Here is a 22569-nt window from a genome sequence, read left to right as displayed (position 1 = left end):
CTCAGGCGAAGACCCGGGCCGTTCTCTCGACGAACAGAAAACCAGCGTAACACCCCAGACCATAAGGGGCGATCCGGCGCAGCATCAGCGGCTCGATCCCGCGCCAGTCCGCGCGGGCAGCACGGCGCCACAGCCATGCGGCGCCCAGCAATACGCCTACGAACAGGAGCTGCCCCGCCTCGACGCCCAGATTGAACAGCAGCAGCGCCATCGGAATTTCGGTGTGCGGCAGCCCGGTTTCGGCCAGCGCCCCGGCAAAGCCGAAGCCATGGAGCAGGCCAAAGGCAAAGGCCGCGATCCACGGCAGCCGCGCGGTGATCCCCTGCGCGCCGCCGTCGCGCCGTGTCAGTTCGAAGGCGAGGAACAGCACGCTCCACGCGATCAATGCCTCGATGGTCGCGGTGGGCGCCTGCACCCAGCCCAGCGTGCCAGCCGCCAGCGTTAGCGAATGGGCGACGGTGAAGGCCGTCACCGCGCCGACCAACCGCCGCCCGCTGCGCACCAGCAGCACCAGCCCGGCGACGAAAGCCAGATGATCGAGCCCGCTCAGGATATGGCCCACCCCCAGGCGGAAATAGGCCGGAACGGCAGGCGGCGAGGGCTGCGAAAGGGAAAGGTTCATGCTGGACCTGTCCGGCCGCAGGATCGTGTCCGCGCCCTTCCCGCCGCGCGTGCGGACATGGACGATGACGTCGGTGATCGTGCCTGCCAGGCCATCGACGGAAAGCCGCGCGCCGTCCAGCTCGGACGCTGGCGCATCGATGCTCCAGCCACGCAGGTAATGCGTCGCGGTCAGTTCCTCATGCGATGGAGTCCGTGCCAGCCAGCCGTTGGACAAGTGCGGCGTCAGCCGGACGGCCCGCTCGCCCATGACCGGCTGCGTCCACGTCACGTCCCAATGGTCCGGCGCCGTCTCCACGATCCGGACATAGGCCGGACGCACTTCATGCGCGAAGGCCGGGAGGGACAGCAGGCCGCACAGGGCCATCAGCAAGGCGAACAGCTTCTTCATCGATCGCTCCTCACTACGGTGTAACGGGCACGCAGCGCGGCCATGCGGCGGTTCCCGGCCTGGTTGCGGGCATTTTCGGTCCAGTCGGCCAGCACTCTGCCGCGCACCGCCTCGAAGGGCTGGGCATGGCCCGGTTCGGCAGCCGAGACGCGCACGAGATGCCAGCCATAGGCGGAGCGGAACGGCCCCGACCAGCGCCCGGCAGGCGCGGCGAACAGGGCCGTCGCCATTTCGCTATCGCCGAAGAGGCGGCGCGCCTCATCGGGGCCGAAGCCGGTGAAATCATAAAGATCGGGGAATGGATCGCCCTCGTCCGGCGCACGGACGGTAGCGGGATCGAGCTGGCGCAGCACCGCTGCCGCACGGGCGCGGGCTTTCGCCTCGTCTCCGGGTGTGATGGCGAAAAAGACATGGCTGAAACGCACTCTGCCGGGCGCGGCATAGTCCGCCGCATGGGCTCGATACCAAGCCTCCAGCGCGGCCTGTGTGGGCGCGGGCGGGTTCCCCGTGCCATCTTCCAGAAAAGCGGTTTTCTGAATCACGCGGCGGCGGACAATCTCGTCGCGCTCGGCAAGGCCGCGCGCCATGCCTTCGCGATAGAGAATCTCGCCGGTCACGTACTGATCCACCAGTTGCTCCAGCCGCGCGGGCGACGGCGCCGCGCCATATTCGGCGCGGTATCCGGCGGTGAGGCGTTCGGCCGTCTGGCGCGTCACCTCGATCCGGTGGCCGTCCGTTACCGTGCGATAGTGCGCCGCGGCGAGCCAGAAGACCAGCCCCACGATCAGGAAATGCGTCAGCGGCTCACGGGCAATCCGCATCATCACGCCCCGGCCAATCACCTTTCCAGGAACGCCAGGATCTGCGGCACCAGCTTCGGCCAGGAACGGAACAGCGTGTGCCCCTCGGTCCCCGCCATGGTCTGGGCGGAGCGCATGTTCCACTCGTCATCCTCCCACGGCGGATCGAGCATCAGCGAATGCGGCACCAGCCGGTGCACCCATTCGGACGTGGCGCGGGTGTGCGACAGGTCGCTGCGGCCGCTGCGGAAGACCAGCGCGGGCATCGTCAGCCGGGCGAAGTCGCGCGGGGTCATGCCCGGCACCGGCGTGATCGGCGAAGGCACATAGGCCGCTGCCCATTTCTGCATCACCGCGATGAACTTGTCCGGATCGCAGCCCCGGATGTATGCGCGCGCCTGCTCGCTCTTGGCGAAGTTTTCCGCCCAGCTCGTGGCTTTCAGGACCGCTTCCATGCCGCCCGCGCTCGCCAGCGAAGCCGCTTCCCCGCAGTAATAGGTGGCAAGCTGCATCAGCCCGATGGGATCGCCGGAAATCCACCAGATCGCCAGGTGCGAGCAGATCTCCGGATCGCGCGCCGCCGCCAGCAGAGAGACGCGGCTGCCGCCGGACCCGCCCGCGATCACCACCGGCCCCAGATCAAGCTTGCGGATCAGGCCGGTAAGCGCCTCGGCCTGCATTTCGGATTCGCTCTCGCCCAGCAGGCAGGCATCGGACAGCCCGCAGTTCGGCCGGTCATAGATCAGCACGCGCTTGCCCGCCGCCACGAAGGCCTCGGCCATTTCGCGCAGGCCAGGCACGTCCATGGTAAAGCGCCCGCCCGGCGTCAGCACGACCGGCGGATCGCCCTCCTTGCCCATCAGTTCGTAGGCAATGCCGGTTTCGCCGCCGGTCAGGCCAATTGCGATCTTTGGCACGTCACTCTCCCCGTTTCTTGTGCGGCCATGGTCCCCTGCCCGCCGCGCCCGCGCAAGTCCCTAGATTGGAACGCCCGGCAGAGGGGAACGCCCCGGCGCTCCCGCGATTGCCGCCAGGCGGCGCGCACGCTAGACTTGCGCCTTCGCTTCGTTGCGGGTCCACCTCTGCGCGAACGGTGGAGGCAGATATGGCCGCAGTGATGGAGCAGTTGCACAGGCTTGCCGAAGCGATTGGCCTTGCCCGCACATGGTGGGACGTGGACGGCGCGCAGCAGACCGTTTCCGATACCTCGCTGGCCAGCATCGCGGGCGCACTGGGCTATCCGGCGGGCAGCGCCGCACAGATCGCGCAGAGTCTGGCCCAACTGGAAGCCGAACGCCGCCAGCCCCCGGCGATGATCGTCACCGAAGTCGGCCAGCCCACGCCGCTTCCCGCCAGCCTGGCCCGCGCCGAACTGACCGGAGAGGACGGCCGCACGGTGGCACTGCCAGTCGATCGCTGGACGCTGCCGCCCATTGAAGAGCCCGGGTACTACCGCCTGTCCCTCGCCGGGCACGATTGCACGCTGGCCGTCGCGCCGAAGAGCTGCCCCACGGTGCACGATTTCGCGCCCGGCAAGCTCTGGGGCCCGGCGGTTCAGATCCCCGCGCTGCGCGCCGACGCCGCCCGCCCCTTCGGCAGCTTCGGGGAACTGGACGAGGCCGTGCGCCTCTTCGCCGCGCACGGGGCGGACGTGCTGGCGATCAACCCGGTCCACGCGCTGTTTCCGGGCAACGGCAAGGGTTTCTCGCCCTATTCGCCCTCCAGCCGTCTCTATCTCAACAGCGCGATGGGTGCGCCCGAACTGCTCGGCCTGCCGCCGCTGCCCGCGCGCGAAGGCGACGATCCGGCCGGCTGCCTGATCGACTGGGAAAGCGCCCTGCCCCGCCGCCTCGCGGACTTGCGCGCCCTGTTCGACAGCCTCGATGCCGAAACCCGCGCCCGCATCGCCCGCGACAACGCCCCGCACGGCGAAGGCCTGCAGCGGCAGGCGCTGTTCGACGCGCTCGACGTTCATTTCCGCCCCCAAGGCGCCGACGGCTGGCGGCAGTGGCCCGAAGCCTATCACGATCCGAATGGCCCTGCCGCCGCTGCCTTTGCGGCGGAAAACGCACCGGAAGTGGAGTTCCACCTCTTCACCCAATGGCTCGCCCGCGAAAGCCTCGCCAAAGTACAGGCGGATGCGCGCGCGCATGGCATGGCCATCGGCCTGCTCGCGGATCTGGCGGTGGGCGTCCATATCGGCGGCGCCGATAGCTGGCAGATGCGCGATACCATGCTGCAAGGCCTCACCATCGGCGCCCCGCCCGATCCGCTGGGGCCGCACGGGCAGAACTGGCAGCTCACCGGCTTTTCCCCGCAAGGGCTGAAACGCAGCGGCTATGCGCCGTGGATCACCATGATCCGCGCCGCGCTCAGCCGGGCGGGCGGGCTGCGGATAGACCACGCCTTCGGCCTCTCGCGCCTGTGGGTCGTGCCCGAAGGCGAAGAGTCCAGCGCGGGCGCCTACCTGGCCTATCCCTTCCTCGATCTGATCCGCCTCACCGCGCTCGAAGCGCACCGGGCAAAAGCGCTGATCGTGGCCGAGGATCTGGGCACCATGCCCTGGGGCTTTGCCGAACCCATTGCTGAAAAGAAGATGCTGGGAATGCGCGTGCTGTGGTTCGAGCGCGCCGCCGACCAAGGCTTCATCGGCGGGCAGGACTACACGCCAGACAGCCTCGCCATGACCGGTACCCACGATACCGCCACAGTCGCGGGCTGGTGGAGCGGGCGCGATCTGGAATGGGCGGAAAAGCTGGGCCGCCTGCCCACGGACTCCAGCTCCGAACAGGAAGCCGAACGCCGCGAATGGGACCGGGGCCTGCTTTGGGCGACGCTCACCCACAATACGATCCCGCGCCCTGAACCGGACCACCCCGAACCCGCCGTCACTGCCGCGCTGCGCCACATCGGCCATTCGGCCTCCGCGCTGGCCATTGCCCCGCTGGAGGATCTGCTGGCCGGGCGCGAACAACCCAACCTGCCCGGCACGGTGACAGAGCACCCCAACTGGCGGAGGCGGCTGGCCGCCCCTCTTGGCGAATTGCTGGACGAACCGGCCAACGCCGCCCGGATCGCGGCGCTGGACACGGCACGCAAGGCGTAGCCCTGCCCCCGCGAGGGTTGGTGTGCGAAGCTCTCCCCGCTTTGCAGACGATTTTCATCAGATCCTCCCCCATCGGGGGAGGGGGACCGCCCGAAGGGTGGTGGAGGGGGCTTGCGCGCATAGAGTGTGTGTAACACCCGCCCCTCCGTCGGACGCTGCGCGCCTGCCCCCTCCCCCGATGGGGGAAGATTTCAAGCAAGTGATCCCGGCATCGCCGGGTTCCTAACTCACCCCTTCATTCCGGATGTGCAGCACGCGCCCGCAATGCTTGCAGTGAATGGCATCCGGATCATGCAGGAACAGCCCGCAGTCCGGACATTCGTATTCCATCTTCGGCGGCCGGAACAAAACCTGGATCAACCGGACGAACAGCGAAACACCGAAGATCATGATCACTACCGACAGCAGCCGCCCGCTGGGGCCCGCCAGAGTCACGTCGCCGAACCCGGTGGTGGTCAGCGTCGTGACGGTGAAATAGAGCGCATCGGCATAATCGTGAATGGCGGGATTGGCGCCGTGCTGGGTCTCGAAGACCAGCGCCGTCGTCACGAAAATGAAAAGCGCCAGATTGATCCCGGCGAAGACACTCGCTTCATGGCGGCGGAAGTAAGAGAAATCGGACCGCAACTGCCGCAACAGGTGATAGGAACGCAGCAGCCGGAACGTGCGCACCACGCGCAGGAAGGCAAAGCCTTCCCCGGCAATGGGCGCCAGCAGAGAGAGGATCACGATCAGATCCGCCAGCCCCCAGAACCCGAACGCGGTCCGCAACCGGGTCCGGCTGGCCGCGATCCGCGCGGCGTAATCGAACACCACGAAAATACCCAGCGCGAAATCCACCGCCTCGATCATGGGCGAACCGGCAAAGAACGACGAGACAATGACGTAGAGGATCATCGCCGTGTCAAACACCAGCAGGAAATAGCCATAGCCCCGGGACGTGGTCTCCCCGTCCTCATAGAGCCGTGACAAAATACCGTTTGCCGTCACCCGTGCCCCTCCCTGGCCCGTGACAGTTTTTCTGCTGCCAGCCCCAATGTCCAATGCCAGAAACGAGATGCCCGGCATTGATGCCCGTCAACGCCCCCGCCGATCGGACGAGCGGAGGCAATCCGCCGTCAGGTAATCACGTCCGGCGCCGTCCGTCCGGTATGCTGCGCGATCCCGGCAATCGCCTCGGCCGCCGCGATCTGGGGCGCGAGCATGTCCCCCGTTTCGGCATCCAGATCACCCTGCGGCCCGGTGTAGTTTTCCAGATAGACGCGCAGCGTGGCGCCCTGCGTGCCGGTGCCCGAGAGGCGGAACACCACGCGGCTGCCGCCTTCGAACAGCACCCGGATGCCCTGATTGGCACTGACCGAACCATCGACCGGATCGGTGTAGGAAAAGCTATCCGCCACGGCGACCGTCAGCGGCCCGAAGCTCTGGCCGGGCAGCGTGCCGAGCTGGTCTTTCAGGCCCGCCATCAGCGCATCGGCCCCGGCCTTTTCGATCCCTTCGTAGTCATGGCGCGCATAGTAATTGCGGCCGAAACGGGCCCAGTGCTCAAGCGCCAGCGCATCGGCGCTCACTTTGCGCACGGCCAGGATGTTGAGCCAGAGCAGCACTGCCCACAGCCCGTCCTTTTCACGCACATGATCGGAACCGGTGCCCGCGCTTTCCTCGCCGCAGATCGTCGCCATGCCCGCATCGAGCAGGTTGCCGAAGAACTTCCAGCCGGTGGGCGTCTCGAAGCACGGCACACCCAGCGCCTCGGCCACACGGTCGGCCGCCGCGCTGGTCGGCATCGAGCGGGCAATGCCGGCAAGGCGGCCCTTGTAAGCCGGCGCGCATTCGATGTTGGCCGCCAGCATCGCCAGCGAATCCGAGGGGGTAATGAAGCGCCCGCGCCCGATGATCAGATTGCGGTCGCCATCGCCGTCCGACGCGGCACCGAGATCGGGGGCGCCCTCGCCCATCATCAGGTCGTAAAGCGCTTTCGCATGGATCAGGTTCGGGTCCGGGTGGTGGCCGCCGAAGTCCTCCAGAGGGGTGCCATTGATGACCGTGCCCTTGGCAAAGCCCAGCCGGTTTTCGAGGATCTCGGTGGCATAAGGGCCCGTCACCGCGCTCATCGCATCGAAGCGCATGGTGAAGCCCTCCGCAACCGCCGCACGGATCGCGCCGAAATCGAACAGGCTTTCCATGAGGTCCGCATAGTCGGCCACCGGATCGATCACCGAAACGGTCATCGCGCCCACTTGCACATCGCCCAGCGTGTCGAGATCGATATCGTCCGCCTCGACGGTGAGCCACAGGTCGATTTCCTGTGTGCGGGCCAGAATCGCCCCGGTCACGCTTTCCGGCGCCGGGCCGCCATTGGCGATATTGTACTTGATGCCGAAATCCTCGTCCGGCCCGCCGGGATTGTGGCTGGCGGACAGGATCAGGCCGCCGCTCGCCTGGTACTTGCGGATCACGTTGCTGGCGGCCGGGGTGGACAGGATGCCGCCCTGCCCCACCAGCACTTTGCCATAGCCGTTGGCCGCCGCCATGCGGATCGCCTGCTGGATCACGGTGCGGTTGTGAAAGCGCCCGTCACCGCCGATCACCAGCACCGCGCCCGGTTCGGGAGAGGCCACATCGAACACCGACTGGATGAAGTTCTCGGCGTAGTTCGGCTGCGCGAAGACCTTCACTTTCTTGCGCAGGCCCGAAGTACCGGGGGCCTGTCCTTCGTAGGGCTGGGTGGGGACCGTGACGATCTGGCTCAAGCGGTAATCTCCATTCTGCCGCGAAATCCTGGCGCGAAGTGCTCGCCTAAATGGCGCATCGGACAGTTTCGTGCCGGAGCATGCATGTCAAACGCTCGATAGCTCGGCAAGCGGCAATCGGCAGTGTGATGCCAGGCGCCCGTTCAAAGGCCGCCGGCAAGCGGCTTTGGGAACGGCCTCTCAGACAAGGCCCATGGTACGCATGCTGGCAATGGCATTTCCGGCGACGATGCAGTGATCGTCAAGCCCGATCTCCAGCGCCTCCGTGACATTGCGCAGCTTCGCGGTCGCCGCAATGTCGGCATTGCTTGGCAGAGCCGTTCCGGAAGGATGGTTATGCGCCAGCACCAGCCGCCGCGCATCGAGATCGAAAGCCCGGCGCACGGTGCGGCGCAGGGGGATCACCGCCTCCCCGCGCTGGCCGCCGCAATAGAAATCCTCGGCAATGAACAGCCCTTCACCGGTAAAGAAAAGGACCATCACGCACTCCTCGCGCCGCAAGCCGAGACGGCGGACGAGATAATGGCGGAATTCCGCCGCCCGGGTGTCGATCGCCTCCCCCACCAGCGCCTCGCGCGCGGCGGCCTCGGCCAGGTGGCGGGCAGCAACGATAGCGGCCCGGATGGCAGCCCGGTCGTGCCCAATCTCCGCCAGCGCATGGTCGAGCGCTTCGGACGAGGCGGACCAGATCGTGCGCAGCGATCCGAAATGCCGGATCAGCCGCCGGGCCGCCTCTTCGGCTTCAGCGCCGGCGCAGGGGAAAAGGAGCTCCGCCAGGACGGATAGCTGCCCAGCATCCTCCGCCGCCACATGTGAAACCCGAGCCCCAGCGTCAGCGCGATGAGCTGGATGTAGGAAGGCGCTATCGACATCATGTAATAAGCAAAACGGTCGATCTCCGTCAGCGAGAACCGGTAGACGTGCGCCATAACCGCGATGATCTGTGCACTTCCTATCCATAGCGGGTACGTCCGGTTGGCCTGAAGCGCCACGGGCACAGTGATGGCGAAAATCGCGCAATCAATCGCAAGGTGACCCAGTTCGAGATGATGCCAGACAATCGAGCCGCCAACCGCCAGATGGTAGAGCAGATGCACGGCCACAACCCCTGCAAATACCCCCGATAGGATTCGCTCCGGCGCCGCCCCTTTCCACAATGCGGTGAGGAACAGCGCCGCGAACCACCAGTGCTGCAAATCCTGCTTGGTCGTCCAAAGCCACTCAAACATGGCTCATCCCCCATGACGGCGGCTCCGGACGGCCCGGGCATGGGTTCAGGCACTCAGGCGCTGCGGTTCCGCTTCGTTGAGGCCCGCCAGTTCCGGACAGGAATTGACTTCGTCGTCGATCGCCTTGATTTCCCGCCCGGTCTTGAGCAGTTCGCGGTGGACGCGGATCATGTCGTTCTGGCTCTCGATCAGCGAACGCTGGCTGCGGGCGAGGCGCAGCAGCGCGCTCTGTCCGGTGAAAGCCTCGACACCTTCGGCCCCGCGCGCCAGCAGCATCGATTCCATCAGCCGCGTCGAAGCAAGCAGCGCGGAATCGAGCGACAGCTCGGCTTCGGGAAGCTGGCGCGAGATGCGCGCCGTGGCAGCAGCAATCGAGATCGACATAAGAACCCTCCATCCGCAGCACCGGCCCGATCGATGCGCCTGCAAAAAGCATGTCTGGAGGTCCGCCCGCGCCGGTCAGATCAGATCGCTCAGCGCCTCGACCACCCCCAGACCGATCATGGCAACGAGGAGCATCCCCCCGGCAATCACGATCATGGCGGCAGTGCGGCTGAGACCGGCGTGCGGGCCGTCGAGCACCTCCGGGACGACCCGGCCGATGCGTTCCCCCTGCCATGGCGGTGTCAGCGTAAAGGTCACCGCGTCGGCAAGGGACAGCTCCTCGGCAGGCCCGTCCTGACGCCGGGATTGCGGCACGGCGTCCCGATCGGGAACCTGAGGAATCTTATCTGGTACTGGCTTACAGGCTTCTTCCAGGTCCTGCAGATACTGGCGGTAAGCCCGCGCCAGCTCGGCCCGCGGCGGAGACCCAGCCCGGCCGCGCACTGCCTCGATCCGCTGGTTCACCGCGCTTTCGGAGATCCCCAGCTCATAGGCGATTTCCTTGCTTGTCCGGTTTTCCGAGACAAAACGCAGCACTTCATGCTGCTTGACCGTCAGCTTGGGAAAGATGCGCCGCAGCCGGGAGCCCGGATCGCCATCCCGCTCCGGCCGGCCGCGCAACGCCTCACCTTCAACAGACATGGCACGCCTGCCGTCCTGGACGCTGCCTCATGATCCATGTCCATCCCACCATCGCATCGGAGGCATAATAGCCCAGGTCCACCGGACGATGCACCCCCCTGATTACAAAAATGTCACCGCGTCTTCCTCCACAATCGAGCAATTTCCGTAAGTTGCCCCTCTCTCCCGCGACATCGCATCCCCAGAAAACACTGTCCTACAACAAGCCGACTCGGGCACAATCGCTCCCCCCACACGCAAACCGGAGCCGCCCGATGATCGACAAGACACCCCGCCCCGAGCGCCGCCCCAAGTCCCTGCCCGCCTTCACCCCCGTACCCCGCAAATGCGAACGCCACGACGGCTGGACGGCGGAACGCCAGCGCGGCTTCATCGAAGCCCTGGCCGACACCGACTCGGTCCGCGCCGCCGCCCACGCCGTGAACATGACGCCCGAAGGCGCCTACCTCCTGCGCCGCCACCCCGAAGGCAAAAGCTTCCGCAAGGCCTGGCAGGCCGCGCTGTCATTCGGCGTCCAGCGGCTGGAAGACGCCGCCATGGAACGCGCCCTCTACGGGATCGAAGTGCCGGTGTACTGCTACGGCAAAGTGATCGGCACCCGCCGCGTGTTCAACGACGCCCTGCTGATGTTCCTCCTGCGCAACCGCGCCCCCCACCGCTTCGCCGCCGACAGCCTCCACAACCTCGACGCCGCCACCCAGTCCAGCCTCCGGCGGCTCAAGAAGGAATGGCGCCAGCAATGGGAAGAGGAAAAACAGGCCGAAGCCAGCCAGAGCTCGGAAGAAATCCTCAACAGCATCGACGCCCAGATCGACAAGATGCGCCAACGCCACCAAGCCACGATGAGCGCACGAACCCGCCGCCTCTGGCAAGCCTACCAGAAAAGCACCGAAGCCGACTCCCGCCGCTCCCGCGCCCTCCCCGCCCCGAACGGCGATGAGGAAGAGGACGACTATAGAGAGGATTGAACCAGATCCTCCCCACCCCGGGGAGGGGGACCTTCCGAAGGGTGGTGGAGGGGGCACAGGCCCCACAGCATGACGTTTCAGGAAGGAAGAAAGGAAAGGTGCGAGGGCGAGGGCCATCGCCCTCGCGCTCCCCTTACTGTCGGCGTGGCGCCTTGCAGCCCGGTAGCTAGACACCCCATAGCCGCGCACCCTGTTGAGCATGGTAAATGCGGCCCCGGTGGCACGTTGGCATTGATTGAACGGATGGAGTGAATATGGAAGTTAAGTAAAGCATCACCACAACCGTTTTCATGCACCTTTCTAGGTGAAATACTCTCCACCCATTGCGATATTCACCAGTCAATGTCGCCAGACTGAATTCCCGCGATGATGCTATCTCTTGCAATTGCCATAGCAGCCTCCAAATTTTCAGACCACTGATCTGGCAGTTGGAGAACCAAAGTCAATTTATAGGTTCCAGTAGCGACCGGATCATTTACAGTTTCTTCGATAAATTCCGGCAGTTTAAAAGCCTCTTCAATGATTGCCCCCGCCGCCCCTCGAAGTAACTCCGCCACCTGTTGCCACTCATCCTGAACTGAGACAAACCGAACTTGCTCTTCCCACAAAAGGGCACTCGCGCACATCTCGCCAAAAAGACGGCACGTTTCGACGATATCTCTATCGTTCCCCGGAACGCCCGGATCACCCCAAGCTCTTTCGAACTCGCCGCTAATCAATCCTTCAAATGCAGAAACGATGCCCTGAGCTTCATTCATCCGCACCGATAGCCAGTCGGGAAATTCCCGCAGGCCGACCGGCAAAGGCGGCTTCATGTAGAACCCCTTCTTCAAAGCGCTCCATCTTCGAAGAACCGGCGTCATCTCATATCTCAGCACCTCGGCGGTAAGATGGTATTCCCAACCATCACCTTTCTCAGAAATTATGCGTTCCGCTAGGTAACTTAGCTTTCCAAACTCTTCCAAGTGCCGCTCTTCGTAGCGACGCCTAACCACCGCCCCCGTTTTGCCTACCTGTTCTGAAACCCACGACGCGTGACTCTTTTGCCACTCGAAAAGTAAACCCGCCGGATAGCGGTTCGGATCATCGTCGATCACCTTATGGCAGTTCCCGCAGAGCCATATGCCATTGGTGATCGCTCCGCGATCCACAGACTCCATTGAAACGTCATACCGGGCAGAGCCAGGATTCGCACCGTAGATATGCGCCGCCTCTCCTACGTTCACAGCGCGCTCGGTGTCGTCAGCGGGGCCGCTGGTGAAAGCCCGGCAATCGGGATTTGAACACCGATTGCCGGCTCGTTTTGCCAACATCTCGACTACGGGCTTCTTAAACCTATCTTCGGCAGCCATTTGATGTCCTGTCCAATGTTCAACTTTTCGGTGCCGCATTTAGTTGGCGATCGGCGAACAAATAGCAGCCGCTTCCACAGTGCTGCCACCGAAAAACCGACATTCCGCTTACCGGCCAAAATCAGGCAATGGGCAGGGGATTGCTGTGTCAGGTGCATCATCCCCTAAATGCCCAAAGCCAAAGCCTAACACGATGCACTTGGCTACCGCTACGCCATCTTGTACTTCCTTGCCTCTAACGCGCCATGCGCATAATACGTACGCATGGCCAACCCCCTTCCAGCTACCGCAACGGGCAACCAAACCCGCCGCGCCACCAATGTTTCGCTCAATCGCGACCATCTGGCAGAAGCGCGCGATCTGGGCATCAATATCTCGCAAGCCTGCGAGCGCGGGCTTGTGGAGACCATTGCCGAAGTGCGCGCGGCGCGTTGGCTGGAGGAAAACCGCGAAGCGCTGGATTCCTACAATCGCTACGTCGAGGAAAACGGGCTTCCGCTCGAAAACCTGCGCCTGTTCTGACATGGCACAGTTCGACCTTCACAGACTGGCGAATGGCCATGGCCTTGTCCTCAATTGCCAGTCGGACCTGCTCGATCATATCGACAGCAGGTTCGTCGTTCCGCTGCTGCCGGTGAAGCAGGCTCCGCCGCCCGTAGCACGGCTCAATCCTGTATTTCAGGTGGACGGTGCGGATTACGTGATGCTGACGCAGTCGGCTGGCGCCATCCGGCGGCGCGATCTGGGCCCGGCGGTGGCGTCGCTCGCAGACCGGCATGTCGAGATAGTCGACGCCATTGACGTGCTGCTTTCCGGGGTTTGACAGCCGAACAGGGCTGCAAGGCGCGAGGACGACGGTATGGGGAGCGCGAGGGTCTGTGACCCTCGCATCTTTTCTTCTGCGTTCTGTAAACCGCCTGTGCCCCTCCACCATGCTTCGCATGGTCCCCCTCCCCGTATCGGGGAGGATTTGCAGCGCCTTTATGGGGGACAAGCCCTCCCCCGGCCCCTCCCCCCTTCGACAAGCTCAGGATGCCGGGAGGGGAGATTGTGGGCTCGCGGCGGCTTTGCCGCGCGAGGTTTTATTCTTCGCCCATCCTCAGCGCCGCGATGAACGCCTCCTGCGGAATGCTCACGTTGCCGTACTCGCGCATCCTTGCCTTGCCCTTTTTCTGCTTTTCCAGCAGCTTCTTCTTGCGGGTGATGTCGCCGCCGTAGCACTTGGCGGTCACGTCCTTGCGCAGGGCGGCGATGGTTTCGCGGGCGATCACCTTGCCGCCGATCGCGGCCTGGATCGGGATCTTGAACAAGTGGCGCGGGATCAGGTCTTTCAGGCGCTCGCACATGCCGCGGCCGCGTTCCTCGGCGACCGAGCGGTGGACGATCATCGAGAGCGCGTCCACCGGCTCGCCGTTGACGAGGATGTTCATCTTCACGAGGTCGCCTTCGCGCAGGCCGATCTGCTCGTAGTCGAAGCTGGCATAGCCGCGGCTGATCGATTTCAGGCGGTCGTAGAAATCGAACACCACTTCGTTGAGCGGCAGTTCGTAGGTCACTTGCGCGCGGCCGCCGACATAGGTGAGGTCGGTCTGGATGCCGCGGCGGTCCTGGCACAGTTTCAGGATGGGGCCCAGGTATTCGTCGGGCGTGTAGATCACCGCCTTGATCCACGGCTCCTCGATCATCTCGATGCGGTTGGGATCGGGGTAGTCGGCCGGGTTGTGCAGTTCGATGGTGGCCGCCTCCTCGTTCTTCGATTTGGAGAGCTGGATGCGGTAGACGACCGAAGGGGCGGTGGTGATAAGGTCGAGATCGTATTCGCGGCTGAGGCGTTCCTGAATGATCTCCAGATGCAGCAGGCCGAGGAAGCCGCAGCGGAAGCCGAAGCCGAGCGCGGCGCTGGTTTCCATCTCGTAGGTGAAGCTGGCGTCGTTGAGGCGCAGCTTGCCGATCGATTCGCGCAGCTTCTCGAAATCGGCCGCGTCCACCGGGAACAGGCCGCAGAACACCACGGACTGCACTTCCTTGTAGCCGGGCAGCGCCTGGGTGGCGCCTTGCTTCACGGTGGTGATGGTGTCGCCGACCTTGGCCTGCTCCACTTCCTTGATCTGCGCGGTGATGAAGCCGATCTCGCCGGGGCCGAGTTCGGGCAGGTCTACGCGCTTGGGGGTGAAGCAGCCGACGCGGTCGATCAGGTGTTCGGTGCCGCCCTGCATGAACTTGACGCTGAGGCCCTTCTTGATGGCCCCGTCGATCACGCGCACGAGGATGACCACGCCGAGGTAGGGATCGTACCAGGAATCGACCAGCAGCGCCTTGAGCGGCGCGTTGCGGTCTCCCTTGGGCGCGGGGATGCGCTGGACGATGGCTTCGAGCGTTTCCTCGATGCCGATGCCGGACTTGGCGCTGGCGAGCACCGCCTCGCTGGCATCGATGCCGATGATGTCCTCGATCTCGGTCTTGACCTTTTCCGGCTCGGCGGCGGGCAGGTCGATCTTGTTGATGACGGGGACAATCTCGTGGTCGTGCTCGATCGACTGGTAGACGTTGGCGAGCGTCTGCGCTTCCACGCCCTGCGCCGCGTCCACCACCAGCAGCGCGCCTTCGCAAGCGGCAAGGCTGCGGCTGACTTCGTAGGCGAAGTCGACGTGGCCGGGGGTGTCCATGAGATTCAGCTCATAGGTCACACCGTCCTGAGCGGTGTAGTTGAGGCGCACCGTCTGCGCCTTGATGGTGATCCCGCGTTCTTTCTCGATGTCCATGTTATCAAGGACTTGCGCCGACATTTCGCGCTCGGTGAGGCCGCCGGTGAACTGAATCAGCCGGTCGGCGAGCGTCGATTTGCCGTGGTCGATGTGGGCAATAATCGAGAAATTGCGGATCTGGGCGAGGTCTGTCATGAAAGCGCCGTTAGCAGCGCTTTTCGTCCCTGTCAGCCAGCCCTTTTCATCCCGGCCTGCGCAGCGCTCTGCGGCGCCTTGTGCTCCCGCCTCAGATGGGGCGGTGTGAACACCACACTGCCACTCGCATCCAGCTCCATCGGCTGGGCGAATTGCACGCCCATGCGGTCTTCCTTGCTCCAGCGCGAGGTGGCCATCATCATGTAGCCTTCGGCCAGATGAATCCCGAATTCGGTGCCCGGCGGCACGTTCCACAGCCCTTCGATCAGCGCCCCGGTCTGCGAGATATTGCGGATGGTGCCGTTGTAGACATGGCTGCCGTGCTCCAGCACGACATTGCGCAGCATCGTCTGGCGCGGCGCCCGGGCCGAACGCGGCCCCTTGGCCACGGCGGAGAGGCCCTGCTCCAGCCGCTGCCCCGCAGCCTGCACAGTCAGCGGCTTCTCGTAGATGTAGCCCTGGACATGGCTGCAGCCCAGCATCCGGACGAGATCCAGTTCGTCCAGGGTTTCGACGCCTTCGGCCGTCGTTTCCATGCCCAGCGCCTCGGCCAGGCTGACGATGGAGGAGATGATCGCGCCATTGCGGCTACCCTCGATCGTGGCGCCGCGCACGAAGCTCTGATCGATCTTGATCTTGTCGAACGGCGCTTTCTTGAGATAGCCCAGCGAGGAATATCCGGTGCCGAAATCGTCGAGCGCCAGCCGCACGCCGATGGCCTTGAGCGCGGCGAACATCGTCTCGGTCGACTTGTCGTCACCCAGGAATACACTTTCGGTAATTTCCAGTTCGAGACGGGACGGGCTGATGTCCGTTGCGGCAATGGCATTGGCGACGATCGCGGGCAGCGCCGGATTGGCAAACTGCAGGGGCGAGACGTTCACGGCGACGCGCACGCTATCCGGCCATTTCGCCAGATCGCGGCAGGCGGTGCGCAGTGCCCACTCGCCGATCTGCGCCACCAGGCCGGTTTCCTCGGCAATGGGCACGAACTTGGCGGGTGACATGTAGCCGTGCTTCGGGTGCTTCCAGCGCAGCAGGGCCTCGAAGCCGGTGATCTTCTCGGTGACGGTGCGCACTTGCGGCTGATAGTGCAGTTCCAGCGCGCCATTGGCGATCGCATCGCGCAGGTCTTCTTCCAGCTCCTGGCGTTCCTTGGCATCGGAATGCAGATCGTCGTCATAGAAGTGGTGGCGGCCGCGGCCGCCGCCTTTTGCCGCATAGAGCGCTAGGTCGGCGTTGCGAATCAGTTCTTCGGAACTGGTGCCGTCTTCGGGGCAGATCGAGATCCCCACCGAAGCGCCGATAACAACGCGCGCGCCATCAATCGAATAGGGCTGCGACAGGTTTTCGATGATGCGCCGCGCCAGATGCGCCAGCCCCTCGCGCTGGTGGTGGCCGGGCAGGATCATCTGGAACTCGTCACCGCCAAGGCGGCCGACCCGGCCCATGTCGCCGACTGTGCGCGTCAACCGCTCGGCCACCTGCTTCAACAGAGCATCACCGGCCGGATGGCCCATGGTGTCGTTAACCTGCTTGAAACGGTCGAGGTCGAGCAGGAATACCGCACAGGCCCGGCTTTCCACGCGCGGCGCGCTGAGCACTTTCTCCAGCCATTCCGACATCTGAAAGCGGTTGGCGAGCTTGGTCAGCGAATCGAAACGCGCCAGTTGCGTGGCATGCTGCTGCGACTTGCGGGTTTCCGTCAGATCCGTGCCCGATCCGCGAAAACCCATGAAATTGTTGAACTTGTCCATCACCGGGCGGCCGGAAATGGACCACCAGCGCTCATCCTCCTCGCCCGTCGCAGCGCGCACCGAAAGCTCGTGGAAGGATGACCGGGTCGAAAGGTGGAAAGGCAGCGTGCGCTCGCTCTCCTGGCCATGCGCCTCCATTGCGAACAAGCCGGTAAAGGGTTTGCCTTCCAGTTCATGCGGCTGCTTGCCGAGCAGATGGGCAATGCGCGGCGTTACATACGTAACATGCCCGCGCCGGTCGGTTTCCCAGAACCAGCCGTGCCCGGTCTCTTCGTATTCGGTCAGCAGTTCCTCGGCTCGGCGTTGCTCCCGCATCTGCTCAGATCGCAGGGCGGTTTCCTTCGCCGCGTGCCGGGCATCGCGAACCGCCGTCAGCAGCCCCAGCGCGGCACCGGCGGCAAGCATCAGGAAAGAGGCCATTTCGGCTCTCACAAGGACAGTTCCACCCCACACCGCGATCGTAGCCACGACAATCGGCGTGAGACGCTTGTTGAGCAGCGCGGTGCCAATCAGCACCGCAATCACGCAGACCAGAACCGTCAAGTCCCAGCCGGATGGGGGAAGATGAGAGGCCCAGCGCGCCATGCCGGCGCCGAACAGCGCCATCGGCAATCCGACCGCGGCGATCATCACCGGATAGCGCCGCCAGTCGCGATGCTCCAGAGTCGCCTCAATCCGCGCCAGAATCGGCGCGCAAAGGCAGATCAGCGAAGCCACGCCTATCCAGACGGCGGTATCCGGCCCCGGCACGTTCCTGGCGAACAGCCCCATCAAAGAGGCAAGAACGATCAGTGACGGCGCCATCGCGATCCAGCGGAAAGGCACGAAAGAATGGAGTGGGTCGCTTGCAGGCCTGGAAAGGAAACGCGCTGCACCGGCTGTGTCAGGCGCTTCGCGGCCGGCCGCCGGTTCCTTTCTATCCGCTCTTTCCGCATGGCCCGCGCCTGCACGCGCGCGGCGCGCGATAGCGCGCGCGAATCCGGCACCGGAGCGTGCCGCAGCGGAGGATGAGCGAAGCCCCTGTCTGGCCATTCCTCCTCATGCCTGTGCGGCCATTTCAAAACGGTTAACCGCAGCCGCAAATCGATTAACAATTATCGCGCCCGCCGCCTCTGCAAAGCCCCATTTCATCGTGATTTTTCTTGCCCAAAGCGCCCCGGCATGTTTGCTTGCCGCAAACAGAACAGCATTCGATCTTACCTGGCGGGAGACTTACATGCGGCACATTGCCATCGTCGGTTCGGGGCCTGCGGGCTACTACACGGCCGAAGCCGCGCTCAAGCAGTGGGGCGATTCGGTCCGGGTCGATATCTTCGATACGCTGCCGGTGCCTTTCGGCCTGATCCGCACCGGCGTTGCCCCCGATCACCAGTCGATCAAGGGCGTCTCGCGCCGGTACGAAACCACCGCGCTGACCGACAATGTCCGCTTCGTTGGAAACGTCACGATCGGGCAGGACGTATCGATCGCCGAACTGCAAGACCTCTACGATGCCGTGATCCTGGCCACCGGCGCCCCCAATGACCGCAAGCTGGGCCTGCCGGGCGAGGATCTGCCCAATGTCTTCGGTTCGGCTTCCTTCGTCGGCTGGTACAACGGCCATCCGCATTTCGCCGGTCTCGATCCGGCGCTCAGCCACGATACCGCCGTCGTCATCGGCAATGGCAATGTCGCACTCGACGTGGCCCGTATCCTCGCCAAATCGCAGGATGAATTCGCCGGATCGGACATCGTCGCCCATGCGCTGACCGCGCTCGATGCCTCGCAAGTCCGGCGGATCGTCATCCTGGGGCGGCGCGGGCCGCACCAGATCGCGATGACACCCAAGGAACTGGGCGAGCTCGCGCACCTTACCCGCGCCTGCCCGCGCGTCGATCCCGCCGATCTGCCCGCAGAGGCGGAAGATGCCGCGCTCGATCCCGGCCAGCGCAAGGCCGTGGGGCACTTGCGGGCCTTTGCCTCGGCAGCCCCCTGCCCGGAACGGGACGTCGCCGTCGAATTTGATTTCTTCGCCTCGCCCAAGGCCATCACCGGCACGGAACGCGTCGAGGAAGTGGAAGTCGAACGGACCCGGCTGGAAGATGGTCCCAATGGCATGCGGGCCGTGGGCACAGGAGAGATCTATCGCATTCCCGCCGGGCTGGTGATCATCTGCATCGGCTATCAGACATCGAAAATCCCCGATGTCCCCTTCGACGAAAAAGGCGGGCGCTTTGCCAACGAGGAAGGCCGCATCCGGCCCGGACTCTACTGTGTGGGCTGGGCCCGCCGGGGCCCCAGCGGCACGATCGGCACCAACCGCCCAGATGGCTTCGCAATCATCGAAAAGATCGCCGAGGATATTGGCGAAGGCACCGGCGAAAGCAGCGGTAAAACGGGCCGTCCGGGCTTCGATGCGCTCGCGCAGGAACGCGGCGTCCATGTGGTCAAATTCACCGATTGGCAGAAGATCGACGAAGCCGAAATTGCCAACGCCCGCGAAGGCGCCCCGCGGGAGAAATTCGTGGCGGTGGAGCAGATGATCGAAGCCTCGGGCAGCAAGGACTAGAGCGTGATCATTTCACTTTGAATCGTCATTGCGAGGCCCGCAGGGCCGCGGCAATCCAGAGCGCAGTGGCACTGCCCTGGATTGCGTCGCTTCGCTCGCAATGACGTGTGGTTCATTCAAAGATGATCATGCTTTCGCCCCTTCTCCCGCCCCCGCCGGCTCAAGGAACACCACGCGAAAATCGCCGCGTTCGACATCGGCCAGCGTGTGCTGGATATATTCGGCCATGCCCCCATCCGGCCCGCGAAATGCCCGCGAGCCGCCCTCACGCGTGAGAACCGACTGGTTTTCCCAGCTTTCCAGAAACTCCGGGCTGTTTGCCAGCAACCATTCCACCGTCGCCTTCACACGCGGATCGCGCATGGTCCGGCTGTAGTCGTGGCGAAACTCGGCCAGCAGGCGCCGGACCCGGGTGCCCCAGTCAGGCATCAGCGCGTGCGCTGCGGGATGGGTGAAAGCATAGACCAGCAGGTTCGGGGCCGGTCCTTCATCGAACAACCCGGTAAAAAGCGTCCGCGCAGCGGCATTCGCGCAACACACGCTCCATGCTGGATCAAGCGCGTAGGCAGGCCAGGCCAGCGAGCCCACCAGCGCCGCAATACTTGGCGGCGCCGCTCCGGCATCGCCAGCCCCCGGTGCGGACGGATCGCGGCGCCCGGCCAGTTCGAACAGATAGCGCCGCTCGGCAAGAGAAAGCGCCAGTCCCTCGGCCAGCCGGGCCAGCGTTTCCGCCGAAGGGCGCACGGCCCTGCCCTGCTCTATCCAGGTCACCCAGGTGGTGCTGATCGCGGCCCTTTCCGCCAGTTCCTCGCGCCTCAACCCCGGTGTCCGGCGGCGGCGCGCCAGCCCTTGCGGGGCCATGCTTTCGCGCCGCTGCCGCACGAAAGCCCCCAGCAGATCGCGTTGTTCATCCGTTTGCATGGCGTCATTTATAACAGGATAAATATGTTCATTGTAACAGTTTAAATGTGAGATCAGACGGACCGGACAAGGAGACAACCATGACCGATCAACACGAAACCCTGGTCCGCCACCAGTTCGGCGCGGCATCCGCCGCTTATGTGTCCAGCGCCGTCCACGCGAACGGAGACGACCTCGCCGCCATCGCCGCGCATGCCGGGCATTCCCGTCCGCACCACGCGCTGGACCTCGGCACGGGCGGCGGCCATGTGGCCTACGCCATCGCCCCCTATGCCGGGAACGTGACCGCCAGCGACCTTGCGCCCGAAATGCTGGCAGCGGTTGCGGAAGAAGCGCGGCAACGCGCCATCGGCAATATCGCCATGTGCGAAGCTGCCGCCGAGGCGCTGCCCTTTGCGGACGGCACTTTCGATTTCCTCGCGTGCCGCTTTTCCACGCACCACTGGCGCGATCCGCAGGCCGGTCTGCGCGAAGCGCGGCGGGTTCTGGCCTCCGGGGCTCCGGCCCTGTTCGCCGATGTCGTGGCCCCGCCCTCAGCGGCGGCGGATACGCATCTGCAAGCTATCGAACTGCTGCGCGATCCCTCGCATGTTCGCAATCACACCGCTGCCGGATGGGCCTCCATGCTCGAACGGGCGGGATTCACCATCGTGACGCTCGCCACGGCGCGGCTGCGCATGGACTTCGCCAGCTGGACCGCGCGGATGGGCACGCCGCCCGAACGGTCCGCAGCGATCCGCGCTCTGCAGAAACTGGCCAGCGCGGACGTGCGCAAGCATTTCGCCATCGAACAGGACGGATCGTTCACGCTCGACACCGTGCTGATCGAAGCACGCTGAACCTCATATCCACGCAGAAAGGGCCGGAATCCGAAGATCCCGGCCCTTTCAATGGCCTGCCAAGGCAAGCGGGATTACACCCGCATCGGCATCAGCACGTAGAGCGCCGGGCTCTTCTCGTCCTGGCGGATCAGCGTTGGCGCGCCTGCATCGGCGAGATGCAGTTCCACCGAGTCGCCCTCGATCTGGCCCAGCACGTCCTTGAGATAATTGGCGTTGAAGCCGATCTCGAAACCGTCCGAGGAATAGTCCGCAGGCACTTCTTCGGCGGCCGTGCCGTTGTCCGGCGACGTGACCGAAAGGACGATGCGGTCCTGCTCCAGCGCCATCTTCACCGCGCGGGTCTTTTCGGTGGCGATCGTCGCCACGCGGTCCACGCCTTCGAAGAAGCTGCGCGGATCGACCTTGAGCAGCTTGTCGTTCCCGGTCGGGATCACGCGGGTGTAATCGGGGAACGTGCCGTCGATCAGCTTGCTGGTCAGCACCACGCCATTCTCACCGCCGAGCGTGAAGCGGATCTTGCTGGCGGACAGGTCCACCAACACGTTGGTATCCAGCGCTTCTTCCAGCAGCTTGCGCAGTTCGGCCACGCATTTGCGCGGCACGATCACGTCCGGCATGCCATCGGCACCATCCGGGCGCTTGATGGTGAAGCGCGCGAGGCGGTGGCCATCGGTGGCGGCCGCCTTCAGGTCGTCTTCCGTCACATGCAGGAAGATGCCGTTCAGGTAGTAACGCGTTTCCTCGGTCGAGATCGCAAAGCGCGTGCGGTCGATCATCTGCGCCAGCGTGGCCGCCGGAATCTCGAAGCTGGTGGGCAGTTCGCCCTCCGCGATCACCGGGAAATCGTCGCGCGGCAGCGTCGGCAGCGTGAAGCGGCTGCGTCCGGCCTTCACGATCATCCGGTTCTCCGCCGCATCGAGGCTGACCTGGCTGCCTTCGGGCAGCTTGCGCGCGATGTCGAACAGCAAGTGTGCCGATACCGTGATCGCGCCCGGCTGCTCCACGGAGACGGCCGCCAGGGTTTCGATCACTTGCAGATCGAGGTCGGTCGCCATGATCTTCACCGCGCCGCCAGCGGACGCCTCGATCAGGACGTTGGAAAGGATCGGAATAGTGTTGCGCCGCTCAACGACGGACTGCACGTGGGACAAGCAGCGCAGGAGCGTGGAACGTTCGATTGTGGCCTTCATGACAGCCTCAGGTCCCCTTTGGTAGGCCTTGGGAAACAGTCGATCCCCAAATTCAGGACAGATATCTCTAACGCGGCCATAGCCTGCGGCAAGCATGTTGTACCTGCAAATCCGCGAATCTGGGGATAAAATCGGGGTTTATTGCGTTATACCAATGAACTGGGC

The 22569-nt window shown here is 64.5% G+C and carries 20 protein-coding genes; 6 read left to right on the top strand and 14 right to left on the bottom strand.

From position 1 onward, the window contains the following. Window position 1: 1 nt before the first annotated feature. Genes MTR66_RS04270 through MTR66_RS04260 form a run of 3 tightly spaced genes read right to left on the bottom strand, consistent with a single transcriptional unit; the run spans window position 2 to window position 2729 of the window. Entirely contained in the window at window positions 2-1012 is a 1011-nt protein-coding gene (locus tag MTR66_RS04270; RefSeq protein ID WP_243918214.1) for a HupE/UreJ family protein, read from the bottom strand. After that, complete coding sequence (locus MTR66_RS04265; RefSeq protein ID WP_243918212.1) at window positions 1009-1836, bottom strand: peptidyl-prolyl cis-trans isomerase; 828 nt, start codon at window positions 1834-1836, stop codon at window positions 1009-1011. The genes MTR66_RS04270 and MTR66_RS04265 overlap by 4 nt, the downstream gene beginning before the upstream one ends. 14 nt (window positions 1837-1850) lie before the next feature. Further along, the gene (locus MTR66_RS04260; protein ID WP_243918210.1) at window positions 1851-2729 is read right to left on the bottom strand and encodes an alpha/beta fold hydrolase; all 879 of its coding nucleotides are present in this window, start codon (window positions 2727-2729) and stop codon (window positions 1851-1853) included. 188 nt (window positions 2730-2917) lie between these two features. Between MTR66_RS04260 and malQ the strand changes: the two genes are divergently transcribed. After that, on the top strand, window positions 2918-4918 hold the full coding sequence (gene malQ / locus MTR66_RS04255; protein ID WP_243918209.1) for a 4-alpha-glucanotransferase: 2001 nt from the start codon (window positions 2918-2920) through the stop codon (window positions 4916-4918). 222 nt (window positions 4919-5140) lie between these two features. Here the strand turns inward: malQ and MTR66_RS04250 are convergent, their stop codons facing one another. From MTR66_RS04250 to MTR66_RS04225, 6 genes are all read right to left on the bottom strand, one after another. Further along, on the bottom strand, window positions 5141-5908 hold the full coding sequence (locus tag MTR66_RS04250) for an ion channel (RefSeq protein ID WP_243918208.1): 768 nt from the start codon (window positions 5906-5908) through the stop codon (window positions 5141-5143). Window positions 5909-6036: 128 nt separating this feature from the next. Beyond that, window positions 6037-7671 (bottom strand): alpha-D-glucose phosphate-specific phosphoglucomutase, encoded by a 1635-nt coding sequence (locus MTR66_RS04245; RefSeq protein ID WP_243918207.1) that lies wholly within the window; start codon window positions 7669-7671, stop codon window positions 6037-6039. 180 nt (window positions 7672-7851) lie between these two features. Further along, complete coding sequence (locus MTR66_RS04240) at window positions 7852-8481, bottom strand: JAB domain-containing protein (protein WP_243918206.1); 630 nt, start codon at window positions 8479-8481, stop codon at window positions 7852-7854. Next, window positions 8388-8900, bottom strand: a complete 513-nt coding sequence (locus tag MTR66_RS04235; RefSeq protein ID WP_243918205.1) for a hypothetical protein — start codon at window positions 8898-8900, stop codon at window positions 8388-8390. The genes MTR66_RS04240 and MTR66_RS04235 overlap by 94 nt, the downstream gene beginning before the upstream one ends. Window positions 8901-8945: 45 nt before the next feature. Then, window positions 8946-9284, bottom strand: coding sequence for a hypothetical protein (locus MTR66_RS04230; protein WP_243918204.1), 339 nt, complete (start codon window positions 9282-9284; stop codon window positions 8946-8948). A 75-nt stretch (window positions 9285-9359) separates the two neighbouring features. Further along, window positions 9360-9926 carry a helix-turn-helix transcriptional regulator gene (locus MTR66_RS04225; protein ID WP_243918203.1) on the bottom strand — a complete coding sequence of 189 codons (567 nt, stop codon included), beginning with the start codon at window positions 9924-9926 and terminating at the stop codon, window positions 9360-9362. Window positions 9927-10180: 254 nt separating this feature from the next. Here MTR66_RS04225 and MTR66_RS04220 point away from each other — a divergent pair, with 254 nt between their 5' ends. Further along, the gene (locus tag MTR66_RS04220; protein WP_243918201.1) at window positions 10181-10894 is read left to right on the top strand and encodes a hypothetical protein; all 714 of its coding nucleotides are present in this window, start codon (window positions 10181-10183) and stop codon (window positions 10892-10894) included. Between the two features lie 332 nt (window positions 10895-11226). Here MTR66_RS04220 and MTR66_RS04215 read toward each other — a convergent pair whose 3' ends face one another. Next, the gene (locus tag MTR66_RS04215; protein WP_243918199.1) at window positions 11227-12246 is read right to left on the bottom strand and encodes a hypothetical protein; all 1020 of its coding nucleotides are present in this window, start codon (window positions 12244-12246) and stop codon (window positions 11227-11229) included. 264 nt (window positions 12247-12510) lie between these two features. Between MTR66_RS04215 and MTR66_RS04210 the strand changes: the two genes are divergently transcribed. Together MTR66_RS04210 and MTR66_RS04205 are read left to right on the top strand one after the other, a co-directional pair. Continuing rightward, window positions 12511-12768: a type II toxin-antitoxin system CcdA family antitoxin gene (locus MTR66_RS04210; protein ID WP_243918197.1), complete on the top strand. Its 258-nt coding sequence runs from the start codon at window positions 12511-12513 to the stop codon at window positions 12766-12768. Window position 12769: 1 nt separating this feature from the next. Further along, window positions 12770-13069 (top strand): CcdB family protein, encoded by a 300-nt coding sequence (locus MTR66_RS04205; protein ID WP_243918194.1) that lies wholly within the window; start codon window positions 12770-12772, stop codon window positions 13067-13069. A 259-nt stretch (window positions 13070-13328) separates the two neighbouring features. On the opposite strand, the gene lepA is transcribed toward MTR66_RS04205, so the two are convergent. Together lepA and MTR66_RS04195 are read right to left on the bottom strand one after the other, a co-directional pair. Further along, window positions 13329-15146 carry a translation elongation factor 4 gene (gene lepA / locus MTR66_RS04200; protein ID WP_243918192.1) on the bottom strand — a complete coding sequence of 606 codons (1818 nt, stop codon included), beginning with the start codon at window positions 15144-15146 and terminating at the stop codon, window positions 13329-13331. 32 nt (window positions 15147-15178) lie between these two features. Beyond that, on the bottom strand, window positions 15179-17935 hold the full coding sequence (locus MTR66_RS04195; RefSeq protein ID WP_243918190.1) for an EAL domain-containing protein: 2757 nt from the start codon (window positions 17933-17935) through the stop codon (window positions 15179-15181). 184 nt (window positions 17936-18119) lie between these two features. Between MTR66_RS04195 and MTR66_RS04190 the strand changes: the two genes are divergently transcribed. After that, window positions 18120-19451: an FAD-dependent oxidoreductase gene (locus MTR66_RS04190; protein WP_243918188.1), complete on the top strand. Its 1332-nt coding sequence runs from the start codon at window positions 18120-18122 to the stop codon at window positions 19449-19451. A 126-nt stretch (window positions 19452-19577) separates the two neighbouring features. Here MTR66_RS04190 and MTR66_RS04185 read toward each other — a convergent pair whose 3' ends face one another. Then, window positions 19578-20372, bottom strand: coding sequence for a helix-turn-helix transcriptional regulator (locus MTR66_RS04185; RefSeq protein ID WP_243918187.1), 795 nt, complete (start codon window positions 20370-20372; stop codon window positions 19578-19580). Between the two features lie 80 nt (window positions 20373-20452). On the opposite strand from MTR66_RS04185, the gene MTR66_RS04180 reads away from it, so the two are divergent. Further along, window positions 20453-21211, top strand: a complete 759-nt coding sequence (locus MTR66_RS04180; protein WP_243918186.1) for a class I SAM-dependent methyltransferase — start codon at window positions 20453-20455, stop codon at window positions 21209-21211. A 74-nt stretch (window positions 21212-21285) separates the two neighbouring features. Here the strand turns inward: MTR66_RS04180 and dnaN are convergent, their stop codons facing one another. Further along, complete coding sequence (gene dnaN, locus MTR66_RS04175; RefSeq protein WP_243918185.1) at window positions 21286-22404, bottom strand: DNA polymerase III subunit beta; 1119 nt, start codon at window positions 22402-22404, stop codon at window positions 21286-21288. Between the last annotated feature and the right edge of the window lie 165 nt (window positions 22405-22569).

Source organism: Novosphingobium beihaiense (assembly GCF_022832375.1).
GTDB classification, from domain to species: Bacteria; Pseudomonadota; Alphaproteobacteria; order Sphingomonadales; family Sphingomonadaceae; genus Novosphingobium; species Novosphingobium beihaiensis.
This window is presented reverse-complemented; position numbering and strand designations above follow the sequence as displayed.

What these genes read in the sequence shown, in the direction of transcription:
- MTR66_RS04270 (WP_243918214.1), bottom strand. Translation starts at nt 1,012, where the DNA reads ATGAAGAAGCTGTTCGCCTTGCTGATGGCCCTGTGCGGCCTGCTGTCC.
- MTR66_RS04265 (WP_243918212.1), bottom strand. Translation starts at nt 1,836, where the DNA reads ATGATGCGGATTGCCCGTGAGCCGCTGACGCATTTCCTGATCGTGGGG.
- malQ (WP_243918209.1), top strand. Translation starts at nt 2,918, where the DNA reads ATGGCCGCAGTGATGGAGCAGTTGCACAGGCTTGCCGAAGCGATTGGC.
- MTR66_RS04235 (WP_243918205.1), bottom strand. Translation starts at nt 8,900, where the DNA reads ATGTTTGAGTGGCTTTGGACGACCAAGCAGGATTTGCAGCACTGGTGG.
- MTR66_RS04230 (WP_243918204.1), bottom strand. Translation starts at nt 9,284, where the DNA reads ATGTCGATCTCGATTGCTGCTGCCACGGCGCGCATCTCGCGCCAGCTT.
- MTR66_RS04225 (WP_243918203.1), bottom strand. Translation starts at nt 9,926, where the DNA reads ATGTCTGTTGAAGGTGAGGCGTTGCGCGGCCGGCCGGAGCGGGATGGC.
- MTR66_RS04220 (WP_243918201.1), top strand. Translation starts at nt 10,181, where the DNA reads ATGATCGACAAGACACCCCGCCCCGAGCGCCGCCCCAAGTCCCTGCCC.
- MTR66_RS04215 (WP_243918199.1), bottom strand. Translation starts at nt 12,246, where the DNA reads ATGGCTGCCGAAGATAGGTTTAAGAAGCCCGTAGTCGAGATGTTGGCA.
- MTR66_RS04210 (WP_243918197.1), top strand. Translation starts at nt 12,511, where the DNA reads ATGGCCAACCCCCTTCCAGCTACCGCAACGGGCAACCAAACCCGCCGC.
- MTR66_RS04205 (WP_243918194.1), top strand. Translation starts at nt 12,770, where the DNA reads ATGGCACAGTTCGACCTTCACAGACTGGCGAATGGCCATGGCCTTGTC.
- lepA (WP_243918192.1), bottom strand. Translation starts at nt 15,146, where the DNA reads ATGACAGACCTCGCCCAGATCCGCAATTTCTCGATTATTGCCCACATC.
- MTR66_RS04195 (WP_243918190.1), bottom strand. Translation starts at nt 17,935, where the DNA reads ATGGCCAGACAGGGGCTTCGCTCATCCTCCGCTGCGGCACGCTCCGGT.
- MTR66_RS04190 (WP_243918188.1), top strand. Translation starts at nt 18,120, where the DNA reads ATGCGGCACATTGCCATCGTCGGTTCGGGGCCTGCGGGCTACTACACG.
- MTR66_RS04185 (WP_243918187.1), bottom strand. Translation starts at nt 20,372, where the DNA reads ATGCAAACGGATGAACAACGCGATCTGCTGGGGGCTTTCGTGCGGCAG.
- MTR66_RS04180 (WP_243918186.1), top strand. Translation starts at nt 20,453, where the DNA reads ATGACCGATCAACACGAAACCCTGGTCCGCCACCAGTTCGGCGCGGCA.
- dnaN (WP_243918185.1), bottom strand. Translation starts at nt 22,404, where the DNA reads ATGAAGGCCACAATCGAACGTTCCACGCTCCTGCGCTGCTTGTCCCAC.